At 42.9% G+C, this 19,539-nt stretch carries 16 protein-coding genes; 8 read left to right on the forward strand and 8 right to left on the reverse strand.

Annotation, left to right across the window (positions count from 1 at the left end; genetic code table 11):
- Positions 1-2 precede the first annotated feature (2 nt).
- From SPEA_RS12520 to SPEA_RS12530, 3 genes are all read right to left on the reverse strand, one after another.
- Positions 3-746: a YebC/PmpR family DNA-binding transcriptional regulator gene (locus tag SPEA_RS12520; protein ID WP_012155599.1), complete on the reverse strand. Its 744-nt coding sequence runs from the start codon at positions 744-746 to the stop codon at positions 3-5.
- Positions 747-875: 129 nt separating this feature from the next.
- On the reverse strand, positions 876-2,669 hold the full coding sequence (gene aspS, locus SPEA_RS12525) for an aspartate--tRNA ligase (RefSeq protein ID WP_012155600.1): 1,794 nt from the start codon (positions 2,667-2,669) through the stop codon (positions 876-878).
- A 170-nt stretch (positions 2,670-2,839) separates the two neighbouring features.
- Positions 2,840-5,650, reverse strand: a complete 2,811-nt coding sequence (locus SPEA_RS12530; RefSeq protein ID WP_041410951.1) for a diguanylate cyclase domain-containing protein — start codon at positions 5,648-5,650, stop codon at positions 2,840-2,842.
- 149 nt (positions 5,651-5,799) lie between these two features.
- On the opposite strand from SPEA_RS12530, the gene cmoA reads away from it, so the two are divergent.
- The 7 genes from cmoA to SPEA_RS12565 are packed head-to-tail and all read left to right on the forward strand — an operon-like array spanning position 5,800 to position 13,519.
- On the forward strand, positions 5,800-6,531 hold the full coding sequence (gene cmoA, locus SPEA_RS12535; RefSeq protein ID WP_012155602.1) for a carboxy-S-adenosyl-L-methionine synthase CmoA: 732 nt from the start codon (positions 5,800-5,802) through the stop codon (positions 6,529-6,531).
- Positions 6,528-7,520 (forward strand): tRNA 5-methoxyuridine(34)/uridine 5-oxyacetic acid(34) synthase CmoB, encoded by a 993-nt coding sequence (gene cmoB, locus SPEA_RS12540; protein WP_012155603.1) that lies wholly within the window; start codon positions 6,528-6,530, stop codon positions 7,518-7,520. Before cmoA ends, cmoB begins: the two co-directional genes overlap by 4 nt.
- 23 nt (positions 7,521-7,543) lie before the next feature.
- Complete coding sequence (locus tag SPEA_RS12545; protein WP_012155604.1) at positions 7,544-8,299, forward strand: ATP-dependent zinc protease family protein; 756 nt, start codon at positions 7,544-7,546, stop codon at positions 8,297-8,299.
- An 11-nt stretch (positions 8,300-8,310) separates the two neighbouring features.
- The gene (locus tag SPEA_RS12550) at positions 8,311-9,819 is read left to right on the forward strand and encodes a UUP1 family membrane protein (RefSeq protein WP_012155605.1); all 1,509 of its coding nucleotides are present in this window, start codon (positions 8,311-8,313) and stop codon (positions 9,817-9,819) included.
- Complete coding sequence (locus SPEA_RS12555) at positions 9,819-10,769, forward strand: alpha-L-glutamate ligase-like protein (RefSeq protein WP_012155606.1); 951 nt, start codon at positions 9,819-9,821, stop codon at positions 10,767-10,769. Before SPEA_RS12550 ends, SPEA_RS12555 begins: the two co-directional genes overlap by 1 nt.
- Complete coding sequence (locus SPEA_RS12560; RefSeq protein ID WP_012155607.1) at positions 10,738-12,480, forward strand: M3 family metallopeptidase; 1,743 nt, start codon at positions 10,738-10,740, stop codon at positions 12,478-12,480. Before SPEA_RS12555 ends, SPEA_RS12560 begins: the two co-directional genes overlap by 32 nt.
- A complete protein-coding gene (locus SPEA_RS12565) occupies positions 12,425-13,519 on the forward strand; it encodes a DUF3541 domain-containing protein (RefSeq protein WP_012155608.1) in 1,095 nt (364 codons plus the stop codon). The genes SPEA_RS12560 and SPEA_RS12565 overlap by 56 nt, the downstream gene beginning before the upstream one ends.
- Before the next feature lie 139 nt (positions 13,520-13,658).
- Here SPEA_RS12565 and SPEA_RS12570 read toward each other — a convergent pair whose 3' ends face one another.
- Together SPEA_RS12570 and SPEA_RS12575 are read right to left on the reverse strand one after the other, a co-directional pair.
- Positions 13,659-16,079, reverse strand: a complete 2,421-nt coding sequence (locus SPEA_RS12570) for a hybrid sensor histidine kinase/response regulator (protein ID WP_012155609.1) — start codon at positions 16,077-16,079, stop codon at positions 13,659-13,661.
- 158 nt (positions 16,080-16,237) lie between these two features.
- Positions 16,238-16,486: a hypothetical protein gene (locus tag SPEA_RS12575; RefSeq protein ID WP_012155610.1), complete on the reverse strand. Its 249-nt coding sequence runs from the start codon at positions 16,484-16,486 to the stop codon at positions 16,238-16,240.
- 222 nt (positions 16,487-16,708) lie between these two features.
- Between SPEA_RS12575 and SPEA_RS12580 the strand changes: the two genes are divergently transcribed.
- A complete protein-coding gene (locus tag SPEA_RS12580; protein WP_012155611.1) occupies positions 16,709-17,071 on the forward strand; it encodes a response regulator transcription factor in 363 nt (120 codons plus the stop codon).
- A 296-nt stretch (positions 17,072-17,367) separates the two neighbouring features.
- Here SPEA_RS12580 and SPEA_RS23270 read toward each other — a convergent pair whose 3' ends face one another.
- The 3 genes from SPEA_RS23270 to SPEA_RS12590 form a co-directional block, all read right to left on the reverse strand.
- Positions 17,368-17,517, reverse strand: coding sequence for a hypothetical protein (locus SPEA_RS23270; RefSeq protein ID WP_190272070.1), 150 nt, complete (start codon positions 17,515-17,517; stop codon positions 17,368-17,370).
- Between the two features lie 122 nt (positions 17,518-17,639).
- The gene (gene thiH / locus SPEA_RS12585) at positions 17,640-18,746 is read right to left on the reverse strand and encodes a 2-iminoacetate synthase ThiH (RefSeq protein WP_012155612.1); all 1,107 of its coding nucleotides are present in this window, start codon (positions 18,744-18,746) and stop codon (positions 17,640-17,642) included.
- Positions 18,747-18,773: 27 nt separating this feature from the next.
- Positions 18,774-19,538 (reverse strand): thiazole synthase, encoded by a 765-nt coding sequence (locus tag SPEA_RS12590; protein ID WP_012155613.1) that lies wholly within the window; start codon positions 19,536-19,538, stop codon positions 18,774-18,776.
- Between the last annotated feature and the right edge of the window lies 1 nt (position 19,539).

Genomic DNA, 19,539 nt, shown 5'->3' on the forward strand with positions numbered 1-19,539 from the left:
ACTTATTCCAGCCCTTCCATCACTTCGTCAGAAATTTCTGCGTTGTGATACACCTCTTGAACATCATCATGATCTTCAAGATTATCAATCAAACGAAGGAATTTAGGCGCGGTATCCGCGTCCAAATCGGCTTTTGTCGATGGGACCATAGTTACTTCAGCATTAACCGACTCAAGCCCTGCATTATCCAATGCATCCTTCACTCTTCCAAAGTCTTCCGGTGAAGTTAGCACATCGATAGAACCATCTTCGTTAGTCACGACATCTTCGGCGCCCGCCTCTAATGCCGCGTCCATTACCGTATCTTCATCGACACCTTCATATGAAATAATGCCTTTCTTATCGAACAAATAAGCAACAGAACCGTCGGTGCCTAAGTTACCGCCAGATTTGCTGAATGCATTACGCACACCAGACACTGTACGATTTTTATTATCAGTCATCGTCTCGACTAATACCGCCGTGCCACCTGGGCCATAACCTTCATAGATGATGGTCTCTAATACTTGCCCGTCGAGTTCACCAGCGCCACGCTTAATCGCACGTTCGACCGTATCTCGGGTCATGTTGTTAGAAAGGGATTTGTCGATGGCGGCACGTAAACGTGGGTTCGAGTCTGGATCTGAACCACCTTCGCGGGCAGCAACCGTGAGCTCTCGAATGAACTTTGTAAAAAGTTTGCCACGCTTTGCATCTTGGGCCGCTTTACGATGCTTAATGTTGGCCCATTTACTGTGTCCTGCCATCTCTATCTCCTCAATACTGACTTATACCCAAACGACCTGTAAGAGCTAAAGATTCGTAATTATCAAGTCTCTTGGGTATATTTTACCGAAAAAAAAGCCGAGTCTTAACTCGGCTCTTTATGGGTTTTATTATTCTGTGTCTTTAGCGTCAGCTTTTGGCTCCGCTTCGACGACACTGACACCTAGTTCAGCTAACTGCACTGGATTGGCAAATCCTGGTGCATTCGTCAACGGACAAGCCGCTGTCGTCGTTTTCGGGAATGCCATCACGTCACGGATTGAGCTCGCGCCCGTCATCAACATGATGATACGGTCTAAACCGAAAGCCAAACCTGCATGTGGTGGTGTGCCGTAGCGTAATGCTTCGAGTAGGAAGCCAAACTTCTCGCTCGCTTCTTCGTCATTAATGCCTAGAATTCTAAATACAGCTGACTGCATCTTGCTGTCATGAATACGCACCGAACCGCCGCCTAATTCACAACCGTTTAGTACCATGTCATAAGCATCAGAAATCGCACCAATTGGATTCGCTTCTAGTTCTTCAGGCGTCATGTTGCTTGGCGCTGTGAATGGGTGGTGCATTGCATGCAGGCCGCCATCAGATGTGCGTTCAAACATTGGGAAGTCAACAACCCAAAGAGGCTTCCACTCGCCTTGTAGCAAGTCAAAGTCTTCACCGGCTTTAAGACGTAGTGCGCCCATCGCTTCTGCAACGATATTAGCTTTATCTGCACCGAATAGGATTAGATCGCCAGTTTGAGCACCTGTGCGCTCAAGCAATGCGTTAACCACATCTTCACTTAGGAACTTAAGTACTGGAGACTGAATGCCTTCCATGCCTTGAGCAAGGTCATTAACTTTCATCCAAGCTAGGCCTTTAGCGCCGTAAATAGTCACATACTTTGCGTATTCATCTAACTGCTTACGTGAAAGTTTCGCGCCGCCAGGAATACTTAGTACAGCAACACGGCCTTCTGGATCGTTTGCTGGACCATTAAATACTGCGAACTCAACTTCTTTGACGATATCTGCAACATCGATTAATTCAAGCGGGTTACGTAAATCTGGCTTATCAGAACCGAAACGACGCATCGCTTCTTCGAATGTCATCTTAGGGAACTCGCCCAAATCAACATTCAATAACTCTTTGAATAAACCACGTACCATTTCCTCAGTCTTATCCATTACTTGCGCAGAAGTCATGAATGAAGTTTCGATATCGATCTGAGTGAATTCTGGTTGGCGGTCAGCACGTAAGTCTTCATCTCGGAAGCACTTAACGATTTGGTAGTAACGGTCAAAACCTGACATCATCAACAACTGCTTAAACAATTGTGGTGATTGCGGTAATGCGAAGAACTGACCTTTATAAGTACGGCTTGGTACTAGGTAATCACGCGCACCTTCTGGTGTCGCTTTAGTCAGGATTGGGGTTTCAATATCTAAGAAACCGTTGCCATCTAAGAAACGTCTTACCGCGCTAGTAACCTTTGAACGGAATACGATACGGTCAGCCATTTCTGGACGACGTAGGTCTAAGTAACGATACTTTAAACGCTGCTCTTCAGTGTTATGCTGATTTTTGTCCATGTTGATTGGCAATGGCGCTGAGCTGTTTAAAATAGTTAGCTCTAGACCCAAGATCTCAACCTCACCAGTACGCATATCTGCGTTAATCTGGCTATCCGGTCTCGCTCTTACAAGGCCTTTAATCTGAACACAAAATTCGCTGCGTAGTGTGCTTGCAACATCAAAAACTTCAGGAAGGTCTGGATCATAAACAACCTGAACGATACCTTCTCTATCACGAAGATCGAGAAAAACTACGCCGCCCAAATCTCGGCTGCGATTAACCCAACCCACTAGGGTCACTTCTTGACCTACGTGAGACTTATTGACGTCTCCACAATAATGACTGCGCATTTAACTCTTTCCTTTATTCCGCAAAGCGATGCTTGAGGATCTGGTTCAAAACAAGACAAAAGCGGCATTATAGAGAAATATTGCCGTTTTCCAAATAACTTCTCGACTAGTCGGCTAACTATCAATCAATTTAGATTAAAAATTAATAAGTTTGGCTTATCTTAGCAAAACTAGGTACTTCTATATGCCCTACCACCCGCATTTTTTACACGATACATCTGTTGATCCGCTGTTTTTAATAGTGCATCGATACACTCACCATCTTTTGGATAAACCGCAATACCGATACTGGCCGATACTGACACTGTTTGTTCACTAATCAAAAAAGGCTTAGATAGACTGGCTAATAAATTTTCAGTTACGTCATAAACCGATTTAAGATCTTTGATATCATTTAAAATAATCACAAACTCATCGCCACCAAGACGCCCTACCGTATCAGAGCGACGGATACCATTAGTCAGTACTTCGCTTACATGCACAAGTAATTTATCACCAACTTGGTGCCCATATCGATCATTAACCTGTTTAAATTTGTCTAGGTCTATGAAGACCACTGCAAACTGCGCCGTATCCCGTGCATGCTGCAAGATAGCCTGTTCGAGGCGGTCTTCGATTAGCGCACGGTTCGGTAATTGAGTTAAGCTATCGTGTTTAGCAAAGTGTGCCATTTTATTTTCGGCTTCAATACGTAAAGCGACCTCTTTACGTAAACGCTTATTGGCTAATAGTGCTATAAAGACGACTATAGTTAACATCGAAAGCACTAGAATACCGATCTTCACCTTGTTTTCATATTCCTCACGACCAAACTCGACTGTCTGCGACGCCCACTTCTGATGGATCTGCTGCTGTCGTGTAGAATCAATATTGGCCAAAACAGCGTTGATTAATGGTAACAGGGCTTCCTTAGTATGGTGTATACCAAAATGACTGCGCTGCTCGGCGAAGTCGACTAACATAGACATTTTCAAATTAGCGTACTGCCCGCGTCGAATACCGCTGTTTAGGTTGACAACCTTATCGATAAAGACATCTGCTTGAGCTTGACTCACTGCTCGTAGACCAGCATCACTATCAGGTACTAATATCAATTTCAGGTTTGGATACTTTCGCATCAACTCACCCACAATATGATAGCCTTCTATGACGGCAATTCGTTGACCACTAAGCTCATCTAAACTGTAAGTACTCACGCTATTTAATGATGTTACAACCCCCCAAGGAGAGGGCCAATAGGAATCGGTGAAACTCAATTGGAATTCACGCTCAGGCGTTTTAGCCACACTGCCAGCCATATCCACCTCACCACGGATTAAAGCATCGAGTAGGCTACCCCATTCATCGTACACTTGCGTTTCAATATCTAGCCCCAGTTCATTTGCTATGATATTAACTATCTCACTATTAACCCCCGCGTATTGACCAGCCTTTTGATACTCCATCGGGCGCCAGTTGCGAAGGTAACCGACTTTCACGGTACCAATCTCATCAATTATTCGCTGCTGAACAGGCGTTAAGTTAATCAAACTCTGCTGACTTTTAAAAATTCTATCTTCAGGGTTCAACATCCACTTTCGCTCAATTTGTGCCAATTCACTCTGAGAGATCAGCGTAAAACCTGCAGAAATTCTGTCTGCAAACCCTTGCTGACTACCCCGATTTAGCACGTACAAGTCGGTCTTAAATTCCAGAGCCATATACTGATAAAATTGATCCCAGTTATGATTTAACAGCAAATAATGCTGAGTCCAGGCTGCTGCAGCAACAAACGCGCTAATCTCCCCTCTCTGTGATGCCTCAATCATGCTATCAACAGAGTGATAATAACGAATTTCAGACTCGGGAAGTGTGTCAATTAGCTCAGATAGATAGGGTGACGTTGGTGAAACCGCAACAACTTTGCCTTTGAGCTCGTCTACATTTTGCAGTGGTTTCTCAAACGAGAATAAACGACTCGTCACCCGATAGATGGTATGTGCACGATTAAGCCCTGTTTGCATAGACGCACTTTCTGGATAGCCTAAGTGCACGTCGGCAATCCCCCGCTTAACATTATCGATGCTCTGTTTCATGCTGCCAGCCACAAAACGGATAGGTAGCCCTGTTTTCTCAGACCATAACTTCCAAATATCGATTAACAAACCATGGGGGAAGCCGTCAGTGCCGATATCAGCAAATGGTTCAACCCCCATTTGCATCGCAATCACGATATCATTTTGGTATCTAAGGTTGCCCAGCCATTTGTGCCTAAGTTCTTCGATAACCTCTGGACTGATTGCCTCAAATCCTGATGTGATTTTTGATGCTAATGCTTTATTTTCTTCCTTTAATGCTGGATAGAGGGAAAACGAAGAGATGAGCTTACGGTTCTCGAGCGGATATTTAACGGATATAGTGTTGTTAATTTGGCTTTCTCTTAGAAAGCCTTCTAAGCCCACAAATACAAGAATCTCCTCATCAATTACCGACTTCAGCAGTTCAGTACGATTATCAAAATAGGCAAATGTAAGTTTTGGCTCCAGAGACTTCAAAATTTCGATCTGGGCTGCGCCTTTTACAACCCCAACTCTGTATGGAATGATGTCAGAAAAACTTAATGGGATAGGTAGCTGATAATTTAGATAAAGGTAACTGTTTACACTGGCTATTTTTGATGAAAAATCATACTGCAGGTCTCTTGCGCTTGTTTTCGCCATGCCGATGTGAACATCAGCCCTTCCTAGCGCTAAGTCACTTAAAGAAGTAATCCAATCCGCAGGTTTAAAAATCACTTGGGTTTGAGTCTGTTTCGACCATTCCAACCAAATATCAACCAAGAACCCACTGGGTTGATTGTTTTCATCCACAAACTGGAAAGGATAAGTATCATTACTCATCGATATGATGAGCGGAGACTTATCTACAGCCACGTCTGACAGAGTCGGAAATGTGACAAACATTGTTGCTATTGTGAGCAATAAACAAGTGATAGTTTTCAATTACATTTCCCACAAGGTTAAAAATATGCGCGCCATTTGTTTCAATATTGCTATTAGACAAAATTTTATGAGGAAATTCCAGTGCTAGTCTTGCCGCTTATAGACATGTTTAGCTAGAATGAGGTGTTGAACTCCCACAATTTGATCACATGAACTCTTCACAAGACAATCTCTTTGCCAAGCCGTACGAACATGTCAGCGATTTTCAATTCGATGACAAAGTAGCAGGTGTATTTAACGATATGATCAGACGCTCTGTTCCTGGTTATGGTCAAATCATCAATACCATAGGTGATTTAGCACAAAAATATGCTACCCCTAACAGTAAAATTTATGATTTGGGTTGCTCATTAGGCGCCGCCACATTGAGTATTCGCCGCCGTGTCGAAGGCCGTAACTGCCAAATCATCGCTATAGATAACAGCGAGTCTATGATTGAGCGCTGTAATGAAAACTTATCGGCTTATGTTAGTGAAACGCCTGTAGAGCTAGTCTGTGGTGATATTCGCGATATCAAAATAGAGAATGCCTCTCTAGTCGTACTTAACTTTACGATGCAATTTCTCGCTCCTAGCGATCGTGAAAGTCTGCTTAAAAATATTTACCAAGGTCTTGTGCCTGGTGGTTTACTCGTACTGTCTGAAAAGCTCTACTTTAAAGAAGATAATATCCAGACAACATTGGATGATTTACACCTCGATTTCAAAAGAGCAAATGGTTACAGTGAGTTAGAGATCAGTCAAAAACGCAGTTCGTTAGAGAATGTAATGAAGCCTGATACGCTCGTCGAGCACGAAAATAGGATCAGAGCACAAGGGTTTAGCCAGTTCAGCGTTTGGTTCCAATGTTTTAATTTTGCATCAATGGTGGCAATTAAGTGATTAGCTTTAGCTCGTTTTACAAACAAATTTCAGACTCCAGCCTACAACACTGGTTAGAGACGCTTCCATCCATTCTTGGTCAGTGGCAACGTGATCACAAACATGGCTCCCTACCAAAGTGGGAGAAAGTGCTCAATAAACTGCATTACCCTGACGCCGACATCATAGATTTCAAAACCAGTGTAAAAATTGGTTCTGGTGAACAATTAAGTGATGGCGAAAGAGAGAAGCTTGAGAATCTTTTAGGGATTTTTAAACCTTGGCGTAAAGGCCCCTACTCACTACACGGCGTAGAAATTGATACCGAATGGCGATCAGACTGGAAGTGGGAGCGTGTCGTGCCACATATCTCCCCCCTAGCCAATCGCACCGTGTTAGATGTTGGTTGTGGTAGTGGTTATCATATGTGGCGTATGTTAGGCGAAGGTGCTAAGCACGTAGTCGGTATCGATCCATCACCTCTGTTTATGTGCCAGTTCGAAGCCGTTAAACGTTTAGCCGGTAATGAACATCCCGTTCATTTCCTACCGCTTGGCATCGAAGAGTTACCACCGCTAGATGCCTTCGACACCGTTTTTTCGATGGGGGTTTTATATCACCGCCGCTCGCCTATTGATCACATTTATCAGTTAAGAGATCAGCTCCGCACTGGTGGTGAACTAGTACTAGAAACACTGGTGATTGATGGCGATGAAAATACCGTACTCGTGCCAAAAGACAGATATGGCAAGATGAATAACGTGTGGTTTTTGCCCTCTGTTGATGCGCTGATGCTTTGGCTAAAGAAGTGTGATTTCACCGACATACGTTGTGTCGATGTTGATGTGACCTCACTTGCAGAGCAAAGAAGCACTCAATGGATGCCAAATGAGTCATTAGTAGACTATTTAGACCCTAATGATGTTAGCCTTACGGTTGAAGGTTATCCAGCGCCTAAAAGGGCGACAATCATTGCCACCAAGAATCAACCTAATAAAGATTTGATCTAGCCAAAATAGTAATGGGAAGCACTATGTTCAAGCAGATAATTTGTATCGCCGCGATTTCAGCCCTGATATCGGGTTGCGCAACGACGAAAGAAAACAACGCACCGATCCCTGTTGATGCCGCTGCGTTAGAAGCCAGCCTAACTAAACAAGAAACGAATATTCTTGGTGCAATCGATAGCTGCAATCAAGCACAGTCAGTCGGCTTTGCCTCTCTAACCATGCAAATTGAAGAACTCAATACCAAAGTTGAGCAACTTAACGTCAAGGAAAAAGCGGCAGTCGTTCCCGTTATCGCGCCAGTACAATGCCCTCCTTCACCTATTGGTGACAAGTTTATGCTAGGCGCTATCGAAAACGTTTATGTCGATGAGGTTAAAGCAAGTTTTGATACTCGAATTGACACCGGCGCCGAATCTTCATCGCTCGATGCACGTAATATCATTCTATTTGAAAGAGATGGCAGTCAATGGGTTCGATTTGACGTATTTACTCAAGGTGATAAGCAGCCAGCTAAGACATTTGAGTCAAAAGTTGAACGTTTTGTAAGGATCAAGCAAGACTCTGATGAGAAAAGTGATCGCAGACCCGTTATCCATGCACACCTAGAGATAGGTCAATATAAGGCCGAGACAGAGCTAAACTTAAGCGATCGCAGTCATTTGGAGTATCCATTGTTACTTGGACGCAAGTTTATGCAAGACATCGCTGTTGTCGATGTTGGACAAAATTATATCCATGGAAAAAAACAAGACGCTCAGCCGTCTAAGACAAAAAAATAGGATAAATGCAAATGCATTCTAAAAAACCCTTTTATATTTTAGTGGCGTTACTATTTATTAGCGGAATTGCCGCCAGTGTCTACCGTGGAATTGAGCACAGCGTACCTTTCCTTCCAGGTAAACAAGTACAGAGCTGGGCAGTCGATGCCAAAGTCAGCTTTCAAGGAACTGGTGAGCCTGCTGAAGTCTCTTTCTCTTTGCCTGAAGATCCTGCCTATGAAATTCTGGTTGAAAATGCCACGTCACCGGGTTATGGCTTAACCATCACCAATAATGCTATCGACCGCCGTGCAATTTGGTCAGTCCGTAGCGCATCGGGCAAGCAAGATCTTTATTATAAAGTAACCCTAATCCCAACGGGTCAAAATAAGCTTCTAGCCGATGGAGTGCCAGCGGTTCCTACCACATATAGTTGGCCTGCGACCGAAGAAGCAGCTGCGCAGCAGGTGATTGAAGAAGTTTGGTCACGCAGTGCCACTAGCCTTTCTTTCGCCCAGCAGCTAAACAAAGTATTAAATGCCAACGAGCGTAGCCAGAATATCGAGCTACTACTTACAAGTAATACACCGACTAAATTATTTATCAGAATGCTTCACAGCAAAGGGCTCCCAGCTAAAGAAGTCAGTGGCCTTTATCTCGAAGATCAACGTCGTAGACAGCAATTATCTAATTTTGTAGAAGTTTACCATGATGGCCAATGGTACTTATTCAATGCTGAAGATGGCAGTCAAGGTCGCCCTGACAATCTACTGTTATGGGATCGCAGTGGCACATCTGTACTCGATGTTATAGGTGGAGTTAACTCACAAGTTAACTTCTCTATGCTACAAGATACGCGCTCGGCACTGGCTACCGCAATTGATGTCATGAAAAATGACAACGCCTTAGACTTCTCTCTTTATCAATTACCACTTGAAGAGCAGAGCCTATTTAAAGGGATCTTACTTATCCCTATCGGCGTATTAATGGTGGTTTTTCTTCGGGTAATTATCGGTATCAAAACCTCTGGTACCTTTATGCCAGTATTGATTGCATTGGCATTCATTCAAACCACCCTTTTAACGGGTTTGATTGGTTTCTTGCTCATCGTCGCCTTTGGTTTAATGATCCGTTCCTACTTATCAGAACTAAACCTATTGCTCATATCGAGGATCTCTGCCGTCATCATTGTGGTGATAGGCATCATAGGTCTCTTTACACTGCTCTCTTATAAGTTTGGCTTAAGCGAAGGCTTAACCATTACCTTCTTCCCAATGATTATTTTGGCGTGGACCATTGAAAGAATGTCTATTCTATGGGAAGAGGAAGGTCCAAAAGAAGTTATCGTACAAGGTGGTGGCAGTCTATTTGTGGCAACACTTGCCTACCTAGCAATGAGCGCAACTTGGGTCCAGCATTGGGTATTTAACTTCTTAGGCATTCATTTGGTGATCTTGGCGCTAGTGCTATTAATGGGCCAATACACTGGATATCGCTTGCTTGAGCTTAAACGCTTTAAGCCTCTAGCTGGAGAAAAATAATGTTTCTAGCGAGCCCTTCTGCCTTAAAACGCAACGGCGTGCTTTGTATGAACAAGCGTAATATCGACTATATAGGTCGTTATAATCCGCGTAAATACTATAAGCGAGTGGATGATAAGCTAACCACTAAGCAATTAGCCCTTGCTAATAATATCGCCGTACCCGATTTAATCGGTACGGTGTGTGAGCAGCATGAGATTGCCGATATACCCGCTATGGTTCACGATAAAGACGGCTTTGTGATTAAGCCATCTAAGGGCTCTGGCGGAAAAGGAATTTTGGTTGTCACTAAAGTCGAGCATGGTCGTTACTACAAGCCCAATGGGCAAGAAGTTACGCCATCAGAAGTCTACCGCCACGTATCAAACGTTCTCAGTGGGCTATTTTCTCTTGGCGGAAAGCCAGATGTGGCCATTGTCGAAGGCTTGATTCAATTTGATCCTGTATTTGATGGCTACTCTTATGAAGGTGTACCAGATATACGTCTGATCATCTTTAAAGGTTTCCCCATCATGGGAATGTTACGGTTATCGACTGCGGCGTCTGACGGTAAGGCCAACCTACACCAAGGCGCGGTTGGCGTCGGTATAGACATCGCAACGGGTAAAGGTTTACATGCAGTTCAATTCGATCAGCCTGTTGACTTTCACCCTGATACGCAGAAGAAACTGATCTCGATCGCAGTTCCGCAGTGGGATACGCTACTGCATACAGCATCGATGGCTTATGAAATGTCAGAGCTGGGTTATCTAGGTACCGATATGGTGCTAGATAAGAATAAAGGCCCACTTCTACTTGAGCTAAATGCACGTCCTGGTCTAGCCATACAGATAGCCAACGGTCGTGGTATATTGCCCAATCTTCGTCATGTTGAAAAAATGGGCAACCACAACATGACTGTAGAAGAACGTGTGGCGTATGCAAAAATACACTTCAGTGCCAACAGTTAAACAATTTACTTGGCTATTAAGCCCATTGTTGTTTTTTGTTTGTTGGTTTAACACGGCAGCTCTGGCTGCCGTGTCTCCAATTCCGCTCCTTGTCGAACAATGTATGGCTTATCGTTTTCCCGATAAGCCATTTAATCATGCAAGCGACAGCCGTACTCTTGCCGTTAAACTCGAACGTGATTTAATTGGTTTTTTTAATATCAATGACAGAATTAAGTACTATCGACAATTTTCACTCACCTACGCAGACCGAGAGCGCCTGCTACAATGCCAGCTATATTTAGCCGATGAGTTAGCCCTATTTTTTAAGTCTACTCAGTTTCAGTCAATACGATTTAAACTCGCTGAAAGTGACAACCCTGACGTGCAAGCACTGGCTATGCGCATTAACCGAATTGCTAACAACACCGAAGCTCCCAAATACAAAGCGCAATTACATACCGCCCAAGCGGCATTTAAACAAGGTGTAAGCAGCCAATCACTTAGCCTTAATTTCGCCAACAATAGCTGTAAGCTCCCCCAAAACAAAGATGCTACAAAGGGAGCCGACTTTAATGGCTCATTAGCCAGTTATCTTATCAAGCAGCCTGATCAACAATGCCGCAAAGAAGTGTGGCAAGCCTATCAGGCTCGGGCATCGATTAAGAATAAAAGCTCGTTAGATTTAATTAAGGACTTACGCCAGCAACAGGCGAAACATTACGGCTTTAACGATTTTGCCAGCGAGCAACTCGACCAGCAATGGCTATCTAACCCTAGCCTGGTTGCAGAATTCTTGCGTGTGCAAACTCAACAAATCGGTATCGCGCCCTGGGATCTCGGCTTCGTCCTATCCAAAGCGAGATCAACCTCGGTTGAGCCTGTTTTAGCTGAACAATGGTTAATACAGATAGCGGCCAAACTTGAAGCTTTTGGTATTGCCGTGACCCCAATTAACGAAAGGGTGTATCGTGCATACTTAGACGGGCGTTTAATGGGTGAAATCTATCTCAGCCATGCCAAGACAATCGGTGTAAAGCGGATCCGCCAGTTGGTTGTTGGTCAACAATTTGGCCAAGTCGAGCTATTGCTTAAACCTGAGTTAGATAGTTACCAACAACAAAGTGCTGTAATCGAGTCTATGGCGAAAATTATTACTCAATTTGCCTCTGGGCAGCCATTTTATTTAAATAATACAATAGGAGAAACTCAAGATACCGCACAGATCGACACACTTTGGTTGCAGCAATACCTTCAAAACCAGCTTATGCCAAAGTTAGCAGCCGACAGCAGAGAAGCCATTGTTCTGAAATATGCCAAACAACTGCAAGTGTTCAGAGCAAAGGTCGCCCTTAATACCTATTTAGCGCCCGGTAGCTTATTAAAATTCGATTTGCATCATGCCTTTACTCAGGCATTTTCGGCCAACTGGGACAATATCAAGGATGCACCATACACCTTCAGTGCCATCGTCTATGAAGGGCCGCTCTACTATCAAAAGATATGGCAACAAGCACTTGCAAACGTTATTTACCAATCGACAAAAGACTGTCAGAATCAAAAACTTGTTTTCGATTATTTAGTCGTTAATGAATCATCTAATAGCATCGCCAATATACTGCAACTGTTGTTCGATGGACCATTAACCAATGACTCATTCATCAAAAGGACTCAACATGCCCTCAATCATCAAGATCAGCACCCTCGCCGCTGCTCTCTTTTGCGCAAATAGCTTTGCCGCAGACCTTGCTGTCACAGAGTCAACCAAGAGTCAGGTTTATCAAGGGATCAAAAACAATCTCGAAGAACACCTATTTGAACTGCCACCTCGCGTACAAGGTCATTATGGCATTCGCCAATACCGTATGACTGGCGATGCTAAGTACGCTAATGCCGCACTCGTTGACCTTTATGCCGTTACCGAGGCACAAGCCTTCTACGCCTGTAATCTAGATAAGGAAAACTTCATCATTGAGCAAGCCGAACAAGCCATATCGGTATTAGGTAAAGGACCTCGCGCTAAGGCTCGCAAGAAAGCACTTCAGCCCTTCCCTGAATTCATCTTCTATACCGATGTATTATTGCGTTACTCAAGTCGTATCGATGAATTTGGATTTACAGGCCCCTGTCATGGCAAGCTTACCGCCGTTTTGAAAAAAGCCGATCTAAAAACCGGTTTAACTGATAAAGCTATGATTGAAACTTGGGCCGCACAGCTAGTGAACTATGTTTACTGGGCTAAACAGATTGGCGTAGGTGACTATCTTGCGGATTATAAGCAAGCCTTTATTGAGGTCTATCCAGATAACAAAGACGATAAACTCAATAAGAAACAATATCGTAATAAGCTATACGGCATGACCCACTTTATCTTTGCCGCTAGCGAATATTATCAGCATAATGTCGACGCCAAAGAGTTCGCTTGGATCCTCGACCATTTTGAGCACAATATTGATCGCATCTTAGAAGATGCCACCGACGATATTATTGCCGAAGTGGGGATCAGCTTCTTACTTGCAGGCAAAACTGATCACCCAGTGGTGAAGAAAACCCAGCAGCATATTATTAACGCCTTCGACACTAAGGAGCAGATAATCCCTTCACCGCGAGGAAACCCCGATCTGGTTATTGGTGAACACCGAAATGTATTAGCCATGATGTTATTGGATTGGCCGGAAAAGTTGCACAAGGGTCCTTATCTGTCAGAGTTAAAGGCGACCAAAAAATATCTTCCGAAACAGGTAACACCGATAAAAAGACAAGCTAAATAACCAACATTAGTTCCGAACATAATAATATCTAACATAACTAGATAGGGCTCAAACCTGAGCTCTATCTAGTCTCATTAAGCATGTTAAACCATTCATTTTATAAGCAATATTGTGAATATAGCGATACAAATAATCATTGTTAATGCTGCTTCGCAAGTTTGCGGACCAATACATCTCGCTTGAAAGGCTTTGGCAAGTAATCATCCATCCCTGACTCAAAACACTTTTGAATATCATCGTCTAAAATTGATGCAGTTAAGGCTATAATTGTAACTCGCGGTTCGCCTTCTTCTTTTTCAAAAATACGAATTGCTCTCGTTGCCTCAAAACCATCCATGATTGGCATCATACAATCCATTAAAATGACAGAAACGCCTCCGATATGACGTTTATAATTCTCCAATGCTTCCCTGCCGTCATTGGCGATAAGATACGGAAGGTTTAGCTTTTTTAAGTTAATAGAGACAACCTGTTGGTTCACTTTATTATCTTCAACTACCAGCACTATTTTCTTACTCTTTTGGGAGTCACTGTTTAACGGGACAAGATCCTCTTCTTGCTTTTGACAATGGGATACAGACTTAATTAAGGTATTCAAACGCTCACCTAACAATGGCAATGTAATGTATCCAGCGACCAGCTCACCAAAATCAGTATTAATCGAATTATTTGCTCTAGCAATGATAATTGGAGTCAATGAACACTCTTTCGCAATATCAACCAGTACCTGTTTATCGGAAATATCATCAACATTTAACACGATTACACTTGAAGGCTTTAATAGCGGCCTGATTTCAGACACTTTAGTTATTTTATCGAGTTGATGATTTGAATCAATAATATTTTGAACTAGAAGAGGGCTATGCTTAATCGCACAATAAATCAAATGTTGTGAGTCGAGTCGTTCGCAGACTCTTTCTTCTTGTTTTGGAAAGGCTAAGATAAAATGAAATTCACTCCCAACACCTTTATCAGAACTAATCATTATTTCGCCCCCCATTATTTTTACCATTTTGGTGGCAATAGAGAGGCCCAACCCCGTTCCACCATAATCAATGGAAGTATTACTTTCCTCTTGTTGAAACTCCTCGAATATTTTCGCATGCTTATTCTTATCTATACCGACTCCAGTATCTTTAACTGAAAAGAGCAAACGAATATTCTCACCTTCCTCCGCTTTTACCACTAATTTAAATGACACCGAACCTGAACGTGTAAACTTAATGGCATTCGAAGCTAAATTCATTAAAATCTGACGCAGCTTTTGTTCATCGGCGCAGATATATGTTGGCACTTCATCGCCGATTATAATTCTGAGTACTATATTCTTTTGCTGAGCCTTAGGTGTAATTAAAGCAGCAGTGTCATATATAACCTCTTTTATATTGCAAGTATGCGGACAAAACTCAAGGTGGCCAGACTCAATTTTTGATAAATCTAATATATCATTTATTAACATTAATAAGGTTTGAGAAGACGAGTTAATTGTTGCAAGGTAATCTTTCTGTATCGCTGTAAGTTTTGAGTCCGTTAGAATCTCTGTCATACCAATGATACCATTGAGCGGCGTTCTAATTTCATGAGACATATTAGCCAGAAATGAGCTTTTAGCACTGTTCGCCTGTTGCTCTTTTTCTCTTGCGAAAATAAGCCCTTTCTCCATCCTAGTGATGGCATAAAAAATATAATATAGGATCCCAATGATTAAGAGCACTAATAGCAGCTCTACTATAGACTGGGTAACGACTAACCCTGAAACACTTTTATCAACTTTAAGCGGGATCGTATTAAACAAAGTTTCTAGACTACGTTCCACACTGTGAACATTTTGCCTGAGCGTTCCATGATAGCCTAACGACTCCGAGTAACCTCTCCTTTTCATCGATGACTGTAACTGAAAAAAAGCATGCTCAAATGACAAAAATGCTTGTTGCAACGGTAATGTAGATTGAGGTTTATCTATAATGTGCTGTTCTATTATTTTAAACTGATGAGTAATCCTTGTGAGTAACCTGGAGTCAAAACTTTTAAAAAAATCAAATACTGTTAGCTGATTGGCAATAATAAGTTCTAATAGTTCTGTATCTTTTAACTGATTAGTGAGTAATTGGAGCTCATTAGAGTTGTGTTCAAACCGTGCGAGTAAACCTTGCTCAGCACTGGTACCATTGATGCTGTATATTTCATTAATTAACATAGAAAAAGTGTCTATATAATCATCAAGCTCTTCTAATACTCGTTGATTATTATAGCTTATATCTAAATTACTTTGAGTCAGCAACCGATCAATCTGAGTTAATTGCTGTACCAATTTCGCTTTAAAATCCAGTACTTGAAAAGTATACTTCGGGTCTATTCGACTAATAAAATCCTTTTCGCTGCGCCGTATCATCAGTAATGTATTGGCTGATACAACAACCTCATTTTCTAGCCTTGATAAATCCAACTTAGTATTCGACACGTACTGAGTTATAGATACATTAACAATGAGCAATATAACAATTGCGACACTTCCTGCTAGCAAAAATGTCTTTATGGACCAACTTCCCTGTTTAAGCATGATACCCCCTGTTACACACAGTCCATAAACAATAGGCTATATAAACAGTTAGCACCAATAATCAATTTGTAAAATGGAATGAAAATATGAAGGAAAATACCTTAAAAGGTGCACTTGGGACGAGTTAAGATTGAAGGGGGTGATATCGTTAAAATAACTTACACCTTAATATTGATTATGCTGCCAATCAAATCTGACGAGGTTTGTATCACCTCTGCCGACGCCTGAGCATGAATAACAGCTTGAGTTGCATCGACTAATGCTTCTGTCACTCCACCAGTGGAAACCGTCGTTGTGCCAGATGCTGATTGACTCGCACCTGCAACATCAATCGTCGCTTGCGTTAAATCTGACTGAGCAGACTGAAAGCCATATTGGCCAGAGATAATACTCGGTGGTATCTGCATAACATCTCCACTAAAATAGAAACTTAATCGTTCAATTATTATCTAATTTTTGTACAAAGTACAGCCACAAGCTCTAGTCATGCATTATCATAATCTCTATGGTGTTCAAAAACTCTGAATAGTGATTAATAGCGTTAGAGTTAGCTAATATCCCTGTATAATGATAGGGTTATTACGTAAAGGTTGGAGCCCGATCGCAGGTGAGTTTAGGAGTGTATCTGAATGAATAAAGCAAAAATACTGGTTGTTGATGATGACCCTATTTGTTCGAGTCTTTTACTGTCAGTACTAGGCGATGACTACCAAGTCACCACGGTCAACTCTGGTGCTGATGTGATTGATATTGCAAATATCCAGCGACCCAATGTTATCTTTTTGGATATCATGATGCCGGGTAAAAATGGTTACCAAGTACTTAAAGATCTAAAGCAAGACCCGCAAACATCAAAGCTACCCGTTATTATTGTCAGTGCGCTTGCAGAGGAGTCCGATGAAAGTCTTGGGCTTAGACTCGGCGCAGATGGCTACCTAGCCAAGCCTATCAGTCCGAAAGAAGTGTTTGCTGTACTTAAGAAGTACCTCTAATGAAGCTGAAGCCTACACAATAAAAACCATCTATTGCTAATTGCAAAACATTAATGATGTATACCGCTTGCGAAAAAGCTACGTTGACACTCTCTGCAGCGCAGCTTTATCGGTACTGGCTGTATGCCAATTAAGGTCAATCCCCCTAAGCCGAGGGGATAGCTCAGAATATTAGGCACAAACCTAAAACTCACGAAAACCTGCTTACTCTGGCAATGCTTACATTGACAAAAAAGATGTTGCTCCATTTTCTTTCGCAGTGACGCCATCCTTGCTCCCAAGCTATAACTTAGTATTTATCCCATCATTAGTGCTAAAAATAGCCATAAGAACTTTTTGAACACGATACTGCCTTCGCTGGTTACCCTCAATGTTCCCGACAAACTATGGTAGTCGAGCTTGATTTGATTACCACTCAGCTCAAGTGTTTTATATTGTCTAAACATACTCAAAGTAAATCCTTTTAATTTGCATTCCATAAACCTACCAGGCAATTATTAGCCTATCTAAACTGTAAAAGAAAACAACCTCTAATGATTCACCTTGCTAGTATGTACTTATAGCGCAATCACCAGCCGCTTTCCCAGTCTTTCCATACTGGGTTTAATCCACGCTCAAGCATTGCGTTAGCAACCACTTGCGGTGAGCGCTCATCGCTGATCTCAAACTGATCCAGCTCGGTGTTAGGTTCAACATAGCCGCCGGGTTGCGTCGAGCTTCCTGCACTAACATTAGTTACCCCTAGTGTAAATAGGTTATCCCGTAGCTTAGGCGTTTCGCGTGTCGATAGACTAATCTCTAGTTGTTGATTAAACAATCTAAAGGCACAGATCATCTGCACTAAGCCTTTATCAGTCAGCTCAACCTTTGGCGTTACCCCACCAGTACAAGGCCTCAACCTTGGAAGCGAAATGCTATAACGACTGCGCCAATAAGTTTTCTCCATGTAATCTAAATGATGCCCCATTAATAGTGCGTCGAGTCGCCAATCATCTAAGCCGAGTAATACCCCAAGACCTATTTTATCGACACCAGCTCTCGCTACCCTATCGGGAGACTCGAGCCGATAACCAAAATCCTTCTTCTTACCTCGGGTATGGTGCTCGCTATACGTCACAGGATTATAGGTTTCTTGGTATAGCATCACCGCATCGAGCCCTTCTGCGACTAGCTCTCTATAGTCTTGCTCTTCCAACGGCTGCACCTCCATGGCCACATGGCTAAACTGCTCTGTGATCAGTGGTAACACCTGCTTGAAGTATGGCACGCCCACTTTCGACTCATGCTCACCCGATACCAGTAAAATTGAATCGTAGCCCATGCTCTTAATCGATCGCATCTCGTCTTTGATTTCACTGTCAGTTAAAGTCTTACGCTTGATTTTGTTACTCATGGTGAAGCCACAATAATCACACTCATTGGCACAGAGATTTGAAAGATAGAGCGGAATATACATGCCGATACTCGCGCCAAATCGCTGACGAGTTAACGCGACAGCTTGCTGAGCCATCTGCTCAAGAAATGGCTCAGCCGCCGGTGACAACAGCGCAAGTAAACTATCTACGTCTCCCGATGGTTTCTGCATTGCGCACTCAACATCCGCAGCTGTGCTTGAATACAATCTGAGTTTAAGCTCTGAACGAGACAGCTTTTTAAACACATCAACAAAGCTCATAAGCACTCCTTAACAACAAAATAAGTGCTAATCATTTAAGAACCCCGTTAACGGACTGGTATTGTGCGCTTGATGACTCACGGCGCCTAAACCTGCGATATAAGCTTGTCGTCCAGTATTAACAGCTTGAGCAAAACAGCGCCCCATAGTGACCGGATCGCGACTACTAGCTATGGCGGTATTAACCAGTACGGCATCGGCGCCGAGCTCCATCGCATGTGTTGCCTGAGAAGGTGCGCCAATTCCCGCATCGACTATCACAGGCACCTTGGCCTGCTCGATAATGATCTTTAAGAAAGGTTCGCTTGCCAGTCCCTGATTTGAGCCAATAGGACTGCCAAGCGGCATTACCGCTGCACAGCCGACCTCTTCGAGCCTGCGGCACAGCACAGGATCGGCATGAACATAGGGCAAGACCACATAGCCCTGTTCGCATAAAATACGCGCCGCCTCCAAGGTTTCAATGGGATCGGGCATCAGGTATTTGGGATCCGGGTGGATCTCAAGCTTTATCCAGTTGGTCCCCAGCATTTCTCGCGAAAGATGCGCGGCAAACAGCGCTTCTTTAACGTTCCGCGCCCCAGCGGTGTTCGGCAGTAGCTTTACCCCGCTATCGATTAATGGCTTAAGAATATTGTCACTGCCAGTATTAAGATCTAGCCTTTTAACCGCTAGAGTCACTAATTGAGACTCAGAAGCCCCTACCGCATCCAACATGGTTTGGGCTGTTGCGAATTTTCCTGTGCCAGTAAATAGTCGCGATTCAAATTGGTGATCGGCAATCGTTAACATT

It is taken from the genome of Shewanella pealeana ATCC 700345 (genome assembly GCF_000018285.1).
Taxonomy (GTDB): Bacteria; Pseudomonadota; Gammaproteobacteria; order Enterobacterales; family Shewanellaceae; genus Shewanella; species Shewanella pealeana.

What these genes read in the sequence shown, in the direction of transcription:
- SPEA_RS12520 (WP_012155599.1), bottom strand. Translation starts at nt 746, where the DNA reads ATGGCAGGACACAGTAAATGGGCCAACATTAAGCATCGTAAAGCGGCC.
- aspS (WP_012155600.1), bottom strand. Translation starts at nt 2,669, where the DNA reads ATGCGCAGTCATTATTGTGGAGACGTCAATAAGTCTCACGTAGGTCAA.
- cmoA (WP_012155602.1), top strand. Translation starts at nt 5,800, where the DNA reads ATGAACTCTTCACAAGACAATCTCTTTGCCAAGCCGTACGAACATGTC.
- SPEA_RS12545 (WP_012155604.1), top strand. Translation starts at nt 7,544, where the DNA reads ATGTTCAAGCAGATAATTTGTATCGCCGCGATTTCAGCCCTGATATCG.
- SPEA_RS12550 (WP_012155605.1), top strand. Translation starts at nt 8,311, where the DNA reads ATGCATTCTAAAAAACCCTTTTATATTTTAGTGGCGTTACTATTTATT.
- SPEA_RS12555 (WP_012155606.1), top strand. Translation starts at nt 9,819, where the DNA reads ATGTTTCTAGCGAGCCCTTCTGCCTTAAAACGCAACGGCGTGCTTTGT.
- SPEA_RS12560 (WP_012155607.1), top strand. Translation starts at nt 10,738, where the DNA reads ATGCAAAAATACACTTCAGTGCCAACAGTTAAACAATTTACTTGGCTA.
- SPEA_RS12565 (WP_012155608.1), top strand. Translation starts at nt 12,425, where the DNA reads ATGCCCTCAATCATCAAGATCAGCACCCTCGCCGCTGCTCTCTTTTGC.
- SPEA_RS12570 (WP_012155609.1), bottom strand. Translation starts at nt 16,079, where the DNA reads ATGCTTAAACAGGGAAGTTGGTCCATAAAGACATTTTTGCTAGCAGGA.
- SPEA_RS12575 (WP_012155610.1), bottom strand. Translation starts at nt 16,486, where the DNA reads ATGCAGATACCACCGAGTATTATCTCTGGCCAATATGGCTTTCAGTCT.
- SPEA_RS12580 (WP_012155611.1), top strand. Translation starts at nt 16,709, where the DNA reads ATGAATAAAGCAAAAATACTGGTTGTTGATGATGACCCTATTTGTTCG.
- SPEA_RS23270 (WP_190272070.1), bottom strand. Translation starts at nt 17,517, where the DNA reads ATGTTTAGACAATATAAAACACTTGAGCTGAGTGGTAATCAAATCAAG.
- thiH (WP_012155612.1), bottom strand. Translation starts at nt 18,746, where the DNA reads ATGAGCTTTGTTGATGTGTTTAAAAAGCTGTCTCGTTCAGAGCTTAAA.
- SPEA_RS12590 (WP_012155613.1), bottom strand. Translation starts at nt 19,538, where the DNA reads ATGTTAACGATTGCCGATCACCAATTTGAATCGCGACTATTTACTGGC.